The organism is Paenibacillus woosongensis, from assembly GCF_030122845.1.
Lineage (GTDB): Bacteria > Bacillota > Bacilli > Paenibacillales > Paenibacillaceae > Fontibacillus > Fontibacillus woosongensis_A.
The window spans coordinates 3,931,938-3,948,067 of sequence record NZ_CP126084.1 but is presented as its reverse complement, the minus strand read 5'-3'; the positions used below and the strand labels follow the sequence as shown (position 1 = coordinate 3,948,067).

Below are 16,130 nucleotides of genomic sequence, written 5' to 3'. Positions count from 1 at the left end.
GATTTGTTCAAACATGTATAATCCGCAAATCGTTGACGAAATGAAGTACGTCCATGTTCATGGTTTCAGAGAAGGCGTTCCTTCGCGAAGCTGGCAGACCGATCCAGAGGTCCCGCTGCGTGTTGGCTGAAAGAACCCGATCATTGACCGGACGGAAAGCTGATTTCAGAGAGCGAAGCAAATTCGCCGGGTGGTTCCCGTTATCGAACTGTTCGAGGCGATCGTATCTATCGGGCGTGGTCAAGTTCCGAAATACGATAACCAGGGTGGTACCGCGAGTTAATCGTCCCTGATATTCAGGGGCGTTTTTTCTTTATTTCAAGATCTCATGAACTAGGAGGAACCCTTATGAAATCAAGTGAAATTCGTTCCAAATGGCTGGAGTTCTTCGCCAGCAAAGGACATAAAATCGAACCGAGCGCATCTCTCGTACCTCATAATGATCCTTCCCTGCTGTGGATCAATGCCGGAATGGCTCCGCTGAAGCCTTATTTTGACGGCCGTGTAAAACCGGATAATCCGCGCATGGCCAATTCGCAGAAGTGCATCCGCACTAACGATATTGAGAATGTCGGAAAGACGCGGCGGCATCATACGTTTTTTGAGATGCTGGGCAACTTCTCGATCGGCGATTATTTTAAAGAAGAAGCCATTACTTGGGCTTGGGAGTTTCTGACGAGCAAGGAATGGATCGGATTTGACCCTGAGCGTTTGTCCGTAACGGTCTATCCGGAGGACGAGGAGGCGTTCAAACTGTGGAACGAGAAGATTGGCCTTCCTGCCGAGCGAATCATTAAGCTGGAGGACAACTTCTGGGATATCGGCGAAGGACCGTGCGGTCCTTGTACGGAAATTTTCTATGACCGCGGCGATGCGTACGGCGATTTGTCCGACCCAGACTGCACGCCAGGCGGAGAGAATGAGCGCTTCCTGGAAGTGTGGAATCTCGTCTTCTCGCAATTCAATCATAATAAAGACGGCAGCTATACGCCGCTGCCCAATAAAAATATCGATACCGGCGCAGGGCTGGAGCGGTTCGCATCCATTCTGCAGAATGTGAACTCCAACTTTGACACGGACCTGTTCATGCCAATTATCCAGGAGACCGCGAAAATCTCCGGGGTCAAATACGGTGCGAGCGAAGATAGCGATGTGGCCATGAAGGTGATCGCCGACCATATCCGCACGGTTGCCTTTGCCGTGGCTGACGGGGTGCTTCCGTCCAATGAAGGCCGCGGATATGTCATCCGCCGCTTGCTGCGCCGGGCTGTCCGTTACGGGAAGACACTGGGTCTCGATAAGCCGTTCATGTACAACCTTGTTAAGACGGTTGGCGATATCATGGGCAGCTATTACGGCGATGTGGTGGCGAAACGGGATTTCATCGAGAAGGTAATCCGCACGGAGGAAGAGCGGTTCCACGAAACGCTGAGTGACGGATTGGCAATTCTCTCTGAGATCAGCGAGCAAGCCAAGAAGGAAGGACGCACGGTGATCAGCGGCGCGGATGCCTTCAAGCTGTATGATACGTATGGATTCCCGCTCGATTTGACCGAGGATTTCGCTGCCGAGCATGGCCTGACCGTAGACCGCGAGGGCTTTGAGTCTGAAATGGCAGGACAACGGGAGCGTGCCCGGGCTGCGAGCCATAAAGGCGGCAGCATGTCGGTACAGGGCGGCGTATTGGCTGACTTTACGACTAAATCGGATTTCGTTGGATATAATGAGCTAGAAACGTCCACCAGAATTTTGGCAATCATTGTGAACGATGAGTTTGCCGGTGTATTGTCGGCGGGCGAAAGCGGCCAGGTTATTCTGGAGTCCACTCCTTTTTATGCCGAAAGCGGCGGTCAGGTGAGCGACAAAGGGGTAATTCTGAGCGAGCTGGGCAGCGCCGATGTGAACGGACTGTTCAAGGCGCCGCGCGGACAGCATGTACACCAAGTCACGGTGAATTCTGGCGAACTTCGCGTAGGAGCGGCCGTGACGGCCCAGGTGGATCGCAAGCTGCGCAGCGAGATTCTGAAGAACCATACCGCTACACATCTGCTCCACAAAGCGCTAAAAGAAGTGCTCGGCGAGCATGTCAATCAGGCCGGCTCCCTGGTCGAGCCGCAGCGCCTGCGCTTTGACTTCTCGCATCTGGGCAGCATCTCCCCTGAGGAGCTGGCGGAGATCGAGCGCAAGGTGAATGAGCAGATTTGGAATGCGCTGGACGTCGTGATTGAATACAAGCCGATTGACGAAGCCAAGGCGATGGGCGCTATGGCCTTGTTCGGCGAGAAGTACGGCGATATCGTCCGCGTTGTCCAGGTCGGCGATTACAGCCTTGAGCTGTGCGGCGGCTGCCACGTCAGCAATACGGCAGAAATCGGCCTGTTCAAACTGATCAGCGAGAGCGGCATCGGTTCTGGTGTACGCCGGATTGAGGCGGTGACGGGCCGTGGGGCTTACATGTACATGGATGGCCAGCTCGAGCTGCTCAAGCAATCCGCAGCGCTGCTTAAATCGAACGTCAACGAGGTGCCGAAGCGGATTGAAGCGTTGTATCAGCAGCTGAAGGATCTTGGGCGCGAGAACGAGTCGCTTCAGGGCAAGCTGAGCGCCATCGAGGCCGGCGAGTTGACGAATCGCATTGTCGAGGCCGGAGGAACCAAGCTGCTTGCGGCGCGGGTAGAAGCCGCAAGTATGGATATGCTAAGAACCTTGGCTGATGAGCTGAAAGTCAAAGTACCGGATGCCGTCCTTGTACTCGGCGCAGCGATGGAGGACAAAGTGAACTTTGTCGTGGCTGTACCTCAGGAGCAGGTAAAGCGCGGCATTCATGCCGGCAAGCTTGTCAAGGAAGTGGCAGCCGTCTGCGGCGGGGGCGGAGGCGGTCGCCCGGATATGGCGCAAGCCGGAGGCAAGGATGTCTCCAAGCTGGAGGATGCCTTGAAGCTTGCTGAAGAGTTAGTTGCAGCGCAAGGGTAGATATGCTGCATTCGATACCGTAACTGAAAATTTCCTTTAAGAACCTACAATATGATATAGTAAGGGTAGACTAAGAGGAAACCAGACTGCGATCAAGAAGACGTATGTCTTAAGAAGCGAGGTGTCATCATGGACTACATGGATAAAACTGTAAAGTTTAATGTCAAGGGTGATGAGCAGGAGGCGTCTGCGCAGGAAATTCTTCTTACGGTATACGAAGCGTTGCAGGACAAAGAATACAATCCAATCAACCAGATTGTCGGATATCTGCTGTCCGGGGATCCGGCATATATTCCGCGCCACAACAATGCTAGAAGTCTTGTGCGCAAGAAGGAACGCGACGAATTGATCGAAGAACTGGTAAGGTTTTACATGTCCAGTCACCGTTAGGAGAATAGCATGAAAATTATGGGTCTGGACTACGGGGATCGCAGAATCGGCGTTGCGGTTAGCGATATGTTCGGATGGACCGCCCAAGGCGTGGAAGTCATTGAACGCCGGCGGGAGGGCGACGAGTACGGGCGGATTGCTGAACTGGCCAGTCAGCATGAGGTCGAGGAAATTGTCGTTGGTCTTCCGAAGAACATGAACGGATCGGTCGGTCCCCGTGGTGAAATATGCAAGGCCTTTGCAGAAGAGCTTCGCAGCAGGATCGAGCTGCCGGTTCATTTATGGGATGAGCGGCTGACCACCGTCTCGGCCCAGCGGACGCTGATTGAAGCGGATGTCAGCCGGAAGAAGCGCAAAGGAATTGTGGATAAAATGGCCGCAGTTTTGATTTTGCAAAACTATTTGGACTCTAAGAGTAAAAAGTGAGGGTGATCGCACATGTCTAATGATCGTATCGGCAATGAAGAAGAACCGGAGATTATTTACATCCCTGACGACGAGGGCAATGAGGAAGAGTTTGAAGTCATCATGAAGTTCGAGGTTGACGGTTCGGATGCAAAGTATATGATGGTCGTTCCTGTGGAATCCGATGAGGATCAAGAGGCCGAAGAGGTATACGCATTTCGTTACGAGGAAGACGGCGATGACCTGAAGCTGTATACGATTGAAAGCGACGAGGAATGGGAAATCGTCGAGGAAACGTTCAATACGCTGATCGATGAATTCGACGGGGAGGATCAGGATTAATGCCGGAATTTTCCGCCAGTCATGTAGTATGGACCTCCCGCGTAAAGGATGCATTCGGTACCGTCGTAGAGCTTGAGGATGAAGAGGGACGGGTTTCCGATTATTCGATCGAGAGCGAATTCGATGTCGCAGGCAGCTCCTATGCAGTGCTTAGAGCAGAGGGCGACCGAAATGCCGAACCGGAAATATTCAAAATTATCAGCGGCGAGAACGGAGCCTTGGAGCTCGTTACGATCGATGATGATGATGAATGGGAGAACGTGTCCGAATTGTACGATGAATTAACATTTCCGGAATAGAGCGGTGCGATAGCACAACTCTTCTGTGAAGCCAGTCATTTTTATAGATAAGTCTGAGAAGGGCGGATACCGCCCTTTTTGGCTGTTAAGGGAGTTGATTGATTGAAGAAGGTATGGAAGTGGCTACTTTCCTTATTGCTTATCATGCTCATCGGCGCAGGCGCGCTGGCTGCGTACGGCTATATGGAAATGCAGCCCGTGAACCGGTCGGAGCAGCCCGTCCAGATTACGATCGCACCGGGAACGGGTACGGCTTCGATTGCGAAGATTTTGGAAGATCAGGGTCTGATCAAAAACTCTTTTATGTTCAAAACCTATTTGAAGTGGAATTCGCAGGGCAGCCGCTTCCAGGCGGGCATATATGAAATGCAGCCGGGCGTGACGTATGACGAAATCATCCAAAAGCTAAACAGCGGGGACGTGGTCAAGGCCGAGATGATTCGCTTTACCATACCTGAGGGTTATACCGTCAGGCAAATGGCCGACAAGCTCGCCGATGCAGGTTATGTGGATAAAGAAGCGTTCTTGGAGCTGACCAAAGAGCCTCAGGGGATCGATGGCGCCGTTCTTGCCGATGTTCCGGCGTCGGCGGTGCTGAATTATCGCTTGGAGGGATATTTGTTTCCGGAAACCTACGAATTGGAGAAAGGAAGCACGGAAGCGGATATCATTGCCAGGATGCTGCAGGAAACGGATAAACGAATCAAGAGCATTCCTGATTTTGACCAGAAGCTGAAGGCCCGGGGACTGGATTTCAACCAGTTGATGACGGTCGCTTCCCTGGTGGAGCGCGAGGTCGTTGCGGAGAGTGAGCGGGCCCTGGTGGCAGGAGTAATTTATAACCGCATCGCCAAGGATATGAAGCTGGAAATCGATGCAACGGTTCAGTACTTGCTTGATAAGCCGAAGGAGCGGCTGCTGTACAAGGATTTACAGAGCGTGGACAGCCCTTACAACACCTATATGTACAAGGGGCTTCCTCCGGGGCCGATCGCGGCACCCAGCTTGAAATCGATCGAAGCCGCGCTGGAGCCAGAGAAATCGGATTATTTATTTTATGTCACCAAAAAAGACGGCAGCGGCGAGCATTTATTTGCGAAGACGTATGCGGAGCATCTGCAGAATATCAAAAAAAGCAAAGAAACAGCTAAATAACGAAGGTGGTTGAATATGGGAAACAAACCGGAGCTGCTGGTCCCGGCAGGTTCTTTGGCGGAGCTGGAAGGCTATCTGGAAGCCGGAGCCAACGCTGCGTTAATCGGGGAAGAGAAATACGGAATGAGGCTGCCCGGCAGTATGGCCGTAGATGAAATCGCAGAGGCCGTGAAGCTGGCTCACGCCCGCAGCGCTAAAATTTATGTCAGCGTAACGAATATTATTAGCAATGAGCTGCTGGCGAAGCTTCCGCTCTATTTGCAGCGGCTGGAGCAGGCCGGAGTCGATGGCATCCAATTCGGGGATCCTGCGGTACTGCAGGCGGTAAGATCCATGGGGTTGAATTTAAAGCTCCACTGGAATGCGGAGATGACCTCCACGAACTATGCAACGGCGAATTATTGGGGGAGCAAAGGGGCATCGCGCGTCGTGCTGGCCCGCGAGCTCAATATGGATGAAATCACGGAAATGCAGCCTCACCTCAAACTTGATTCCGAGGTACAGGTTCACGGTATGACGAATATTTATCATTCCAAACGTCGTCTGGTGGACAGTTATTTGAAGCATCAGGGAAGAACGCTGGAGCATGGCAAAGACGAATTGGGCAAAGAGCGGGGATTGTTCCTTGTCGAAGCGGAGCGTCCTGGAGAGAAATTTCCGATTTTTGAGGATACGAATGGCACGCATATTATGAGCTCCGATGATATTTGCATATTGGAGGACCTGCATCATCTAATGGCTGCGGGTGTGAACAGCTTCAAAATCGAAACTTTGCTGAAAGACGTCAATTACAATACGACGGTTATTAAGGCTTACCGGAAAGCGGTCGACAGCTATTTTAGCAATCCGGACGACTATGAATGCAATGAAGAATGGCTGGATGCAATTCGGGAAGTTCAGGATCCCGGGCGTGAGCTTTCATTCGGCTTCTTCTACAAAGAGCAAGTATATTAATAAAGGCATGAGGTGAACGAGGATGCAAACGGCACAGAAACATCAGCCGAAATATACCGGGAAACGCTATCGCTTGGACAAGCCTGAGCTGCTGGCTCCGGCGGGAAACTTGGAGAAGCTGAAATTTGCCATCCATTATGGGGCGGACGCAGTATATATCGGGGGACAGAAGTACGGTCTTCGTTCGAACGCGGATAATTTCAGTTTTGAAGAGATGCGCGAGGGCGTGGAGTTCGCAAAGAAATACGGAGCCAAGGTATTTGTGGCTACAAATATTTATGCACATAATGAGGATATCGAGGGAATCGAAGAATATTTGCGCAACCTGGAAGCTGCAGGAATCAGCGCGATCATTGCGGCGGATCCGATCATTATCGACACGGCTCGCCGCGTAGCGCCAGGACTTGAGGTGCATCTTAGCACCCAGCAATCCACGATCAACTGGCAGGCGGTGAAATTCTGGAAGGAAGAGGGCTTACCGCGGGTCGTACTGGGCCGGGAAACCAGCATGGAAGAAATTCAGGAAATCAAGAAACATGTGGACATCGAAATCGAATCCTTCATTCATGGGGCCATGTGTTCATCCTTTTCCGGACGGTGCGTATTGTCCAACCATTTCACGGACCGGGACTCCAACCGGGGGGGCTGCTGCCAGTCCTGCCGCTGGAAATATGATTTGTTCGAGGATGGACCGGGCGAGGAAGTCTGGGTATCTGAAGAGGAATTGGCTATGGCACAGGCAGGGCGGTCGCCGAAGACAGGAATTACCCCGCTCCCGCTGTTCCAGGAGGAGGATAACCCGTTTACGATGGGCTCCAAAGATATGTGCATGATTGCCCATATTCCTGACCTGATCGATGTCGGCATTGATAGCTTTAAGATTGAAGGGCGAATGAAGTCGATCCATTACGTGGCCACCGTAGTCAACGTCTATCGCCAGGCGATCGATTCGTATATGGCCGACCCGGATAACTATGTATTAAAGCCGGAATGGCTGGAGGAAATCAACAAAGCGGCAAATCGTCCGCTGAATACGGGCTTCTTCTACGATACGCCGGATCACGAGGATCATATTTACGAGCCGGAGGAGAAGGCGGTGCCGTACGACTTCGCTGGACTTGTCATGGAATATGATCCGGCTGAAGGCACGGCAGTTATCCAGCAGCGCAACTACTTCAAGCCAGGCCAGGAAGTCGAATTCTTCGGTCCGAACGGAACCTTCTTCAAGCAAACCGTCGGAACGATTTGGGACGAGGAAGGCAACGAGCTCGATGCGGCACGACATCCGCTGCAAAGAATCAAAATGAAAGTAGATCACCCCGTAGCCTATTTCGATATGATGAGAAAAAAGAATTAGTGGGATAAAATGTAAAAAAAGAGCCTTTGTCCGTGTAGGACTAAAGACTCTTTTTTTGATGTTCAGAAGTATAGATTTCAGTGGCTACAGAATCTGAAAATGCAAGAAAAGCTGTAAACAATCGCAGTCTGGTCCCTTTGGGCAAGACTTGTCTGGTCCCTTTGGGCAAGACTTGTCTGGTCCCTTTGGGCAAGACTTCGGTAAGACGTTTTCCTTACTGTCATTTTAACTTTTTTGGCAAAACGTTAAACTCATAGGAGATTTTTACCGATAATAAAAAGGAAAAGGTGGTTTTTTGTCGAATATTAACAAGCAACAGAGGAAAAATTTATGAGGTTTGTAGCATGACCTCGAGTCCTACTTTCGTGGGGTTAATTATTATGAGCGGTGGGTGATCAACATGAAATTGGTTCCAAAGAAGGAGAACCAAGCTAAAGACAACAAGAAAGAGACAAAGAAAGGTACGGATGCCGTACAGCCTAAAAATAAAGCAGGCGGAAGTTGGAAGGAGAAATTTAGTTCAATAATCGAGCACCTTCCTAAAGACATTAATCCGTCGAAATCGGTAGGTATTCGTTTGTTTCTGATTTTCTTTATTGCCATTATGTCCTTTGTACTTGCGATAGGAATTCTATCCTATACAATGGCCAAAAACACGATTGAGAAGAATGCTGAAACAGCAAGCCAACAAACCATCGTGCAAACTTCGCAGAAGCTGGATATCATTTTCCAGAAATATGAAGAGACCTTGCAGCAGGTATTCCTTGACGACGAAATGCAGAAAGCAATCCGGGATGCCTCGCTTACTACTACATCAGATTATGACCGCTTCACAACTTCTAACCAAATGAGAAACCGTCTGAACTCCATGACGTTCTCAAGCAAAGGCGTTGTTGCGGTATACATGGTTCCAGGGGAAGAGGATCTGATCGGCCCGGTAACGTCGGGAAGTGCAGACAACAATTTCATCAACAATATTCGCAGCGAATCTTGGTTCGAGGAAATGGCGAATACGTCTCAGGTGAAATGGATTACGGCTTCCAATGAGAATGCAAGCGGAACGCAGATCTTCAGATTGGTCAGATCCGTGCAGAGCGTAAGCAGCATGAAACGATTCATTCTCGTGGCTGATATTAACCTGGAAATTCTAAACGGATATTTGCAGGAGCTTAACCTTGGCAATGGCTCTAAAGTCCAAATGCTCACGGCTGATAATATGATCGTTGGTTCTTCGGTTGAAGGAGAGAACGGACAGCAATCCGAATTTACTATTCAGAAGAAGGAGGACGGAGTCCCAGGAAGCACACGCATCAAAAATGCGCAGGGCAGAACGGTGCTGGCCGTATACAATACACAGCAAAATTCAGGCTGGACGCTGATGGGAGTGCTGCCTACGGATCAATTGACCAAGGATGCCAGAAGTATTCTGGTGACTACGTTCATCTCGCTGGTTGTCGTAGCTATTATCGCCATCCTGATCGGCATGTGGATAGTCGGAATGATCGGCCGTCCGCTGGTTGCGCTTAAGAATTTGATGGAGGAAGGCGCGAAGGGCAACCTCAATGTCCGGATGCAGCCGAAATCCAAGGATGAAATCGGGATGCTGACCGCGAGCTTCAACGTCATGATGGAGCAGATTACACAGCTGGTCAAGCAAACGAACAATTCCGCGCAGGATGTGCTGGATACGGCGGCTGAACTAACACAGGCTTCCAATAAAACAGCTATTTCTGCCAAGGAAATCGCAATTGCGACAGAGGAAATTGCTAATGGGGCAACAAGCCTGGCCAATGAAGCAGAGCGGGGCAATGAGCTGACGGAGAACATTTCGCGGCAAATGGAGCATGTCATCTCCGCGAATAAAGAGATGGAGACGTCCGCACGTCAGGTGGAAAGATCCAGCCAGCAGGGTACGGAGTACTTAAATGAGCTGCTGCAGAAGACAAGCGTTACGGGCGAAATGGTCAATGCGCTAACCGAGAAGGTCGAAGCGCTGAAATCCAGTACATCCTCCGTGATGAAGGTACTCGATGTTATGCAGAACATTACGCAGCAAACGAACATCCTGTCGCTGAACGCTACGATTGAAGCGGCTCGGGCCGGAGCTGCAGGGCGCGGATTTATGGTCGTAGCAGACGAAATCCGCCAGCTGGCCGATCAGTCCAGACAATCCATCACGATGGTAGGGGAAATCACCGACAATATCCAGAAGGAAATGAACGAGACTGTCGAGGCCTTGTCGGAAGCAAGCCCGCTATTCCAGGATCAAATCAAATCCGTGAAGGAAACAAGCCAAATCTTTGTATCCGTTCAGGAGCAAATGGAAGGTTTCGTGCAGCATCTGGATTCCGTAACAGCATCGATCGACGAGCTGAACCAATCGCAATCCGTATTGTCTGAAGCGATGAGCAACGTCAGCGCGGTAGCGCAGCAGTCGTCCGCGACCTCGGAGGAGGTAGCTTCCCTGAGCAGCGAGCAGCAGAACGTCGGAGACCAGCTTGTCAACCTGTCCAACAAACTGGAGAATGTTTCCAATGGTCTGAAGGAGTCTTTGTCCAAGTTCACGGTGTAACCTAGACAAAAATATAGGCGTACTAATATGGACAAATTTAGAGTATATGTTAGTATGTTTATAAAATCTTATCTGAGGTGATTGTAGGTTGATAGGTCGCAGCGGTAATCCGACATTGAATGACAAAACATTCGATCAAATCGGATATCATTCCGGACAGGATGCAATGACGATTGAAGGTACGGTCAACAAAGTATTTATTACACTTGCGGTACTCTTAGGTGGCGCATTTGCATCCTGGTCCATGTATTTCAACGGGCAGAACGTAATTCCTTACGCCATCGGCGGGGCGATAGGGGGCCTCATTCTGGCTCTTATCATTAGCTTCAAGCCGACGACAGCTCCGTTTCTCGTACCGATTTATGGGGTTCTCGAAGGGTTGTTTCTAGGCGCGATTTCTGCGATTTTCGAAAATGTGCAGCGCGGGATCACGTTGCAGGCCGCACTGCTGACGATGGGCGTTTTTGTCGCTTTGCTGCTCGCTTACAAATCAAGGCTGATTAAAGCGACGGAGAACTTCAAGCTGGGCGTGTTCGCGGCTACAGGCGGCATTGCGCTTGTATATTTGCTGAGCTTTGTCCTAGGGTTCTTTGGAATATCGATTCCTTATCTGCATGAGAGCAATTGGATCGGAATCGGAATATCCGTCGTGATCGTTATCGTGGCCGCTCTGAATCTCGTACTTGATTTCGATTTCATCGAGAATGGCGCTAACCAAGGCGCTCCAAAATATATGGAATGGTACGGTGCGTTCGGATTAATGGTTACCTTAGTATGGCTTTATATCGAGATCGTTCGCCTGTTGGCAAAACTGGCGAGCCGGGATTAACGGATCGTGTTTCAAGTTTGAGGTGGAGAGAAATCTCCGCCTCTTTTTTATTGTAAAATTTAGATAATGATCTAAAAGACCTATATCACAGTTAGGCTATAGTATTATAACAATTGCTTATTGATATAGTCCTTAGCACTATTTAATTTATGACTTTAGCTTTCGATATTATAAATAAGGTGTAGCAGATTAGATACGAAGGGAGGGTCTTTTCTATGAAAACTCATGTTATGGAGCTTAAGGCCGGAGACAGATTAAGGGAAGACACTTTTAATGGCGCTGGGCTTCACATATTGCCTAAAGGTACGGTTATCCAAACCGAGGAAATTGCCTTATTAATTCGCCAGAGCATCGATTATGTCGACATCGACCCGCGTGACGGGGGGAGCGAAGAGGCTTACTCTTCAAATGTCGCAGACAGTATAGGATTCAGCCAAGAATTGCGAAAAAACTTCGATAAGACGATTCAAGCTTTTCAGGCCATTTTCCTTGAAGCGTTAACGACAGGTAAATTCAATCAATCCATGGTTGACGAACAGCTGCTGCCGACTTTGGAGGCGCTGGATGACCGCAAAAATATTACAACTCTGCTGTACATGCTCAGCAATGACGACGTGAACATTTATAATCATTCCCTGCAGGTTGGACTGCTGTCTTATTACATAGCTACCTGGCTCGGATACTCCAGAGAAGAGTGCCATGAGATCAGTAAAGCAGGATATTTGCATGATATCGGCAAAAGCCGTGTGCGCCAATCTATAAAAAACAAAACCGAGTTGCATGGCGAAGAACTGGAGGAAATGAGGCGCCATACCCACTATGGCTACGAAATTATCCGGGAATCGATCAAGGACAATAAGACGATCGCACTTGCTGCTCTCCAGCATCACGAATATGAAGACGGCTCTGGATACCCAATGGGAATCGGAAGAACTGAAATACATCCATATTCGCAAATTGTAGCCGTTGCCAACGCATATGTCGAAATGACGACTTCGCCTAGGCGGCAACCGCATGATAGTTTAATCACCGTTCTGCGGAAAGTGTATGAGCTTGGATTCGGAAAACTAAACGAAAGGGCAGTCCAAGCCTTGACTCAAAACCTTCTGCCAAACTTTATTGGCAAGCGGGTGCAATTAAGCAATGGGGAAAATGCAACGATCGTGTACAATAACCCTACCGATATTTTTAAACCTCTCGTTAAGGTGGATGATTTCTTCAGAGACTTGGCACGGGAGAGAGATATTGAGATCGTCGAAATATTTTTTGAATAACTAATGTGAACAAGCCCGACTGAACCCTTTGACTCAGTTGGGTTTTTAGTTGTCCGTTTATAACGCCGCATGGCGTTTTTTTTCATTTCATGGCGAAATTCTACTACACTCACCAAGCCAGATTACCCTGAAGTGTGAATCTGCTTTTCCCAGGAAATAATGAGAAGACGGAAAGGTGGGGGACGATGACATTACTTCGTAAAAGACGCATATTTTATATTCTAATAGGTTTTATGCTGATGCTTTGCATATATGCAGTTCGCATGGTCTGGATTCAGATCGCTTCGGCCAATAAGGCCATTAGCGCGTCTGGGATGACGATGAATGAATTGGCTGTGCGCCAGCGGGAAGAAGGAATAGAATTGGATCCAGGAAGAGGACAATTCTTGGATCGGTATGGCGAACCACTGACAGGGAAGACGGTTTGGGTTCCCGTTTTATTTCCGCTCAAACACTTGCCAGATACCAGCCAAATACATGATGTGGCTGACTTGCTTGGGGTTACGGCGGCTGAATTGGAAGGGAAATGGAGCAGGCTTCAATATCCGTACATATGGAAAAGCTCGGAAGGGCAAGCACCGCTCGTGCTGGCTGAGCATGAGGCGGAGCGATGGAGCCAGGTTAGCGGATTCAGGATTCTCCCTTACATGCAGCGCTATTTGGAAGATAAATCGGGAAAACAATGGCTCGGATATGTTTCGCAGCGACCGGATTATATCCGCAGTCTCTATGGGCAAACGAATAGCCGAGCACTTCCTTTATCGCTGCAGGTTGGAGCGTCGGGACTGGAACGCACCTTTGACCAGTTTCTGCGCGGCGTCGGACCTACCCGGGCCGCCTATACCGTAGATGGACAGAAAAGACCGATATCCGGTCTGGGAATGCGTTTAACAACGGCTAATGACCGTTATTATCCGCTGTCTGTCCGAACGACCGTGGATCGGACGATTCAGCAGCATTTAGAAGATTTGACCGAGCAGATGGGAATCCGTGAAGGAGCCATCGTTGTCCTGGATGCGGTGCAGGGAGATGTCGTGGCTATGGTATCGCGTCCTTTTTTTAATCCCCGGCAAATCGATTTGGAGCAGGGCAGTTGGAGCAACCATGCGGTGAAGGCTGCGGTACCGGGTTCGATCTTTAAGACGGTCGTCGTTGCTGCGGCGTTGGAGGAGGGGGTAGCTTCTCCGGGAGAAAAGTTTCATTGTACGGGACATTACGGTAAATACGGTCTTTCTTGCTGGAAGGAAGGAGGGCATGGCATGATTACGCTCAAGGAAGCTTTTGCCCAATCTTGCAATGTCGTGTTTGCCGAGTTAGGCGAGAGATTAACGGCGGACAGCATCGAACGTACCGCGGACAAATTGGGGCTCGGACGCATGGTCGGTTGGCAGAGCCCTTCTTTTTACGGAGGTCTGGCATTAAGGCAGATCGATCAAGAGGAGGCTGGAGCGGTGTTCGCCAAAGGGGCTAGTCCTGATGGGGGAGCGAGGGCACAAACGGCTTTAGGTCAACGCGATGTGCTGGTGTCCCCTTTGCAGGCTGCCAACCTGGTGGTAACCTTGCTCCATGATGGGAAAGTCGCGGCGCCGCGGCTAGCCCAGGATATTTATTTTAAAAATGGCGTCCGAATGCTTGAACTTCCTCCCCAGTCCGCTCCATCCAATTACGGGGCTATTTCCCCGGCTACGGCAAGAATACTGCGCGGCTGGATGAAGGAAGTCGTAAGTCATGGGACAGGGCAAGCCTTGCAGAATGCCCAGTGGCATCTGGCCGGCAAGTCAGGAACTTCGCAGACTGTCTCGGCCGGGAGGCCGGCCAATCATCAGTGGTTTATCGGATACGGGCCTGTGGAGCAGCCCCGTTACGCGGTGGCTGTTCTTGTGGAGAATCGGAGCCCAGGCGCGCCACATCAAGCTACCGAACTGTTCCGTAGAGTGATGGATCTACTGGCAGCAAGAATTCATGAAATTTAAGACCCTAAATTTGGAGTTAATATGATAAAATAAAAGGGATACACTAAAAGCCTTAGGGCCCGCCAAAGTCAGTGAATGAGATAGAAAAGTGGGGAAAACACATGGAGACTTTGCTGCTGTGGTTATTTTATATTTCAACACTATACGCTTTTATACCCGGTTTGATTACGCGGTTGTTCGGCTTTCGCGTATTCAGGCGAGGGATTGGGATGGATGAGTTTGCTCTAACCTTCGATGACGGTCCGGACCCGGTATATACGTCGCAGCTGCTTGATTTGCTAAAGAAATACGGAGCGAAAGCCACCTTTTTCGTTGTCGGCTCGAATGCGGAGAAGTACCCGCATTTGATCAAGCGAATGCATGAAGAAGGCCATTTGATTGGCATTCATAATTATGTTCATAAGACGAACTGGCTAATGGGACCGGCAGCGGTTAAGAAGCAGATTCAACGAACGAATAAAATTATCCATGACATTATCGGCAGTAATACGCATTACTACCGTCCGCCTTGGGGAATCGTCAATTTGTTCGACTTCGCCAGACGCAACGAGACGCAGATTGTGCTCTGGTCGTCGATGTTTGGCGATTGGCGCCAGCGCCTGGGTGCAGATCGATTAACGGAACGCATGCTGAAGAAGCTGAGGGGCGGCGAAGTATTTCTGCTGCATGATTGTGGAAATACGCTCGGAGCGAATGCGCAAGCCCCTATGGAAATGCTGAAAGCGCTGGAAAGAGTACTGCAGGTAGCCGAGAAGCAGGGAATCGGCACGATCCGGATTGACGATATGATCCAGCGGAGCGAAGCGGTGAAACGTGAGTCCCGCAATCAAAAAAGTATGGCAGCAGCGCCAAAGGAAACTTCAAAGCAGAAGGCAAGCCTTTCCTTCGGTAAACGTATTGTTGTCTCGTTATGGCTGTTGTGGGAGAGACTTTTTCATTTTGTCTTCCAGCTGAGAACAACAAATAAGGAAGAACCGATCTTTCATTTCCGCATTCGTCCGTATCGGGGAGAGCCGGTGATGATGAATGGCGATATAGAGCTTGCAAACGGCGATCGGGTATTGGAGCTTCATTTCGACAATAAGCGGCTGTTCGAAATTGGCTCTCGCTCGAGAACGTCCGTACAAATCGCCATCCAAATGATCCGCGGCGTCGAGAAGACGCTTCCCGAGCTTGCGCAATATGTTCAGACCCATCCGGAATTAATGGATGTCAAGGCATTGTATGGCGTAAGCATGATCAACCGCGGGCCGGAGCAGTTCGGGTTTACGGTAACCGATCTGCCGGACAGCTTCTTCGCCCGCTCGACGCGCCTGTACTTGAAATTTCTGATGAGCGTCATTCATCCTTCCGGCGGGGATCGCCTCAAGCAGCGTTCCTCCCATGAACTGATACCTAAGCTTATCGTGATGCCAATGGAGCTCTTGCTTGATAAATACTCTGAGGATGGGTCGCATCGCCGTTTCTCTGGCAAAGAGAGCGGTGAGATCGCCTCTGACCAGGAGAGCGCGGAGCCCGAGGAGACTGCTTTAAGCGCAACGCAGCCGTGTTAGTCCTGACACTAAAGGGGCGGTTCCACATGAAGATGTGGAACCGCCCCTTTCTAT

13 protein-coding genes are annotated in these 16,130 nt (G+C 50.1%); all 13 read left to right on the top strand.

Going from position 1 to position 16,130, the window contains the following annotated elements; all coding sequences use genetic code 11:
* Window positions 1-348 precede the first annotated feature (348 nt).
* The 13 genes from alaS (at window position 349) to QNH46_RS17985 (ending at window position 16,076) form a co-directional block, all read left to right on the top strand.
* Entirely contained in the window at window positions 349-2,973 is a 2,625-nt protein-coding gene (alaS, locus tag QNH46_RS18045; RefSeq protein WP_283925489.1) for an alanine--tRNA ligase, read from the top strand.
* Window positions 2,974-3,102: 129 nt separating this feature from the next.
* Window positions 3,103-3,363, top strand: coding sequence for an IreB family regulatory phosphoprotein (locus QNH46_RS18040; RefSeq protein ID WP_055105165.1), 261 nt, complete (start codon window positions 3,103-3,105; stop codon window positions 3,361-3,363).
* A gap of 9 nt (window positions 3,364-3,372) precedes the next feature.
* On the top strand, window positions 3,373-3,789 hold the full coding sequence (ruvX, locus tag QNH46_RS18035; protein ID WP_283925488.1) for a Holliday junction resolvase RuvX: 417 nt from the start codon (window positions 3,373-3,375) through the stop codon (window positions 3,787-3,789).
* A 12-nt stretch (window positions 3,790-3,801) separates the two neighbouring features.
* Complete coding sequence (locus tag QNH46_RS18030; protein ID WP_213589607.1) at window positions 3,802-4,110, top strand: DUF1292 domain-containing protein; 309 nt, start codon at window positions 3,802-3,804, stop codon at window positions 4,108-4,110.
* The gene (locus tag QNH46_RS18025; protein ID WP_213589609.1) at window positions 4,110-4,409 is read left to right on the top strand and encodes a DUF1292 domain-containing protein; all 300 of its coding nucleotides are present in this window, start codon (window positions 4,110-4,112) and stop codon (window positions 4,407-4,409) included. Before QNH46_RS18030 ends, QNH46_RS18025 begins: the two co-directional genes overlap by 1 nt.
* Window positions 4,410-4,553: 144 nt before the next feature.
* Window positions 4,554-5,564: an endolytic transglycosylase MltG gene (gene mltG / locus QNH46_RS18020; RefSeq protein ID WP_430691947.1), complete on the top strand. Its 1,011-nt coding sequence runs from the start codon at window positions 4,554-4,556 to the stop codon at window positions 5,562-5,564.
* 15 nt (window positions 5,565-5,579) lie between these two features.
* Window positions 5,580-6,518 (top strand): peptidase U32 family protein, encoded by a 939-nt coding sequence (locus QNH46_RS18015; protein ID WP_283925486.1) that lies wholly within the window; start codon window positions 5,580-5,582, stop codon window positions 6,516-6,518.
* A 22-nt stretch (window positions 6,519-6,540) separates the two neighbouring features.
* Complete coding sequence (locus tag QNH46_RS18010; RefSeq protein ID WP_283925485.1) at window positions 6,541-7,875, top strand: peptidase U32 family protein; 1,335 nt, start codon at window positions 6,541-6,543, stop codon at window positions 7,873-7,875.
* A 400-nt stretch (window positions 7,876-8,275) separates the two neighbouring features.
* Entirely contained in the window at window positions 8,276-10,447 is a 2,172-nt protein-coding gene (locus QNH46_RS18005) for a methyl-accepting chemotaxis protein (protein ID WP_283925484.1), read from the top strand.
* A gap of 88 nt (window positions 10,448-10,535) precedes the next feature.
* Window positions 10,536-11,276, top strand: a complete 741-nt coding sequence (locus QNH46_RS18000) for a Bax inhibitor-1/YccA family protein (protein ID WP_283925483.1) — start codon at window positions 10,536-10,538, stop codon at window positions 11,274-11,276.
* Window positions 11,277-11,491: 215 nt separating this feature from the next.
* Window positions 11,492-12,550 (top strand): HD-GYP domain-containing protein, encoded by a 1,059-nt coding sequence (locus QNH46_RS17995; protein ID WP_283925482.1) that lies wholly within the window; start codon window positions 11,492-11,494, stop codon window positions 12,548-12,550.
* A 185-nt stretch (window positions 12,551-12,735) separates the two neighbouring features.
* The gene (locus QNH46_RS17990) at window positions 12,736-14,523 is read left to right on the top strand and encodes a peptidoglycan D,D-transpeptidase FtsI family protein (RefSeq protein WP_283925481.1); all 1,788 of its coding nucleotides are present in this window, start codon (window positions 12,736-12,738) and stop codon (window positions 14,521-14,523) included.
* Between the two features lie 101 nt (window positions 14,524-14,624).
* Complete coding sequence (locus QNH46_RS17985; protein WP_283928487.1) at window positions 14,625-16,076, top strand: polysaccharide deacetylase family protein; 1,452 nt, start codon at window positions 14,625-14,627, stop codon at window positions 16,074-16,076.
* Window positions 16,077-16,130 lie beyond the last annotated feature (54 nt).

Excerpts from the sequence above, each read along its gene's own strand:
- alaS (WP_283925489.1), top strand. The coding sequence starts at position 349 with ATGAAATCAAGTGAAATTCGTTCCAAATGGCTGGAGTTCTTCGCCAGC.
- QNH46_RS18040 (WP_055105165.1), top strand. The coding sequence starts at position 3,103 with ATGGACTACATGGATAAAACTGTAAAGTTTAATGTCAAGGGTGATGAG.
- ruvX (WP_283925488.1), top strand. The coding sequence starts at position 3,373 with ATGAAAATTATGGGTCTGGACTACGGGGATCGCAGAATCGGCGTTGCG.
- QNH46_RS18030 (WP_213589607.1), top strand. The coding sequence starts at position 3,802 with ATGTCTAATGATCGTATCGGCAATGAAGAAGAACCGGAGATTATTTAC.
- QNH46_RS18025 (WP_213589609.1), top strand. The coding sequence starts at position 4,110 with ATGCCGGAATTTTCCGCCAGTCATGTAGTATGGACCTCCCGCGTAAAG.
- mltG (WP_430691947.1), top strand. The coding sequence starts at position 4,554 with ATGCTCATCGGCGCAGGCGCGCTGGCTGCGTACGGCTATATGGAAATG.
- QNH46_RS18015 (WP_283925486.1), top strand. The coding sequence starts at position 5,580 with ATGGGAAACAAACCGGAGCTGCTGGTCCCGGCAGGTTCTTTGGCGGAG.
- QNH46_RS18010 (WP_283925485.1), top strand. The coding sequence starts at position 6,541 with ATGCAAACGGCACAGAAACATCAGCCGAAATATACCGGGAAACGCTAT.
- QNH46_RS18005 (WP_283925484.1), top strand. The coding sequence starts at position 8,276 with ATGAAATTGGTTCCAAAGAAGGAGAACCAAGCTAAAGACAACAAGAAA.
- QNH46_RS17995 (WP_283925482.1), top strand. The coding sequence starts at position 11,492 with ATGAAAACTCATGTTATGGAGCTTAAGGCCGGAGACAGATTAAGGGAA.
- QNH46_RS17990 (WP_283925481.1), top strand. The coding sequence starts at position 12,736 with ATGACATTACTTCGTAAAAGACGCATATTTTATATTCTAATAGGTTTT.
- QNH46_RS17985 (WP_283928487.1), top strand. The coding sequence starts at position 14,625 with ATGGAGACTTTGCTGCTGTGGTTATTTTATATTTCAACACTATACGCT.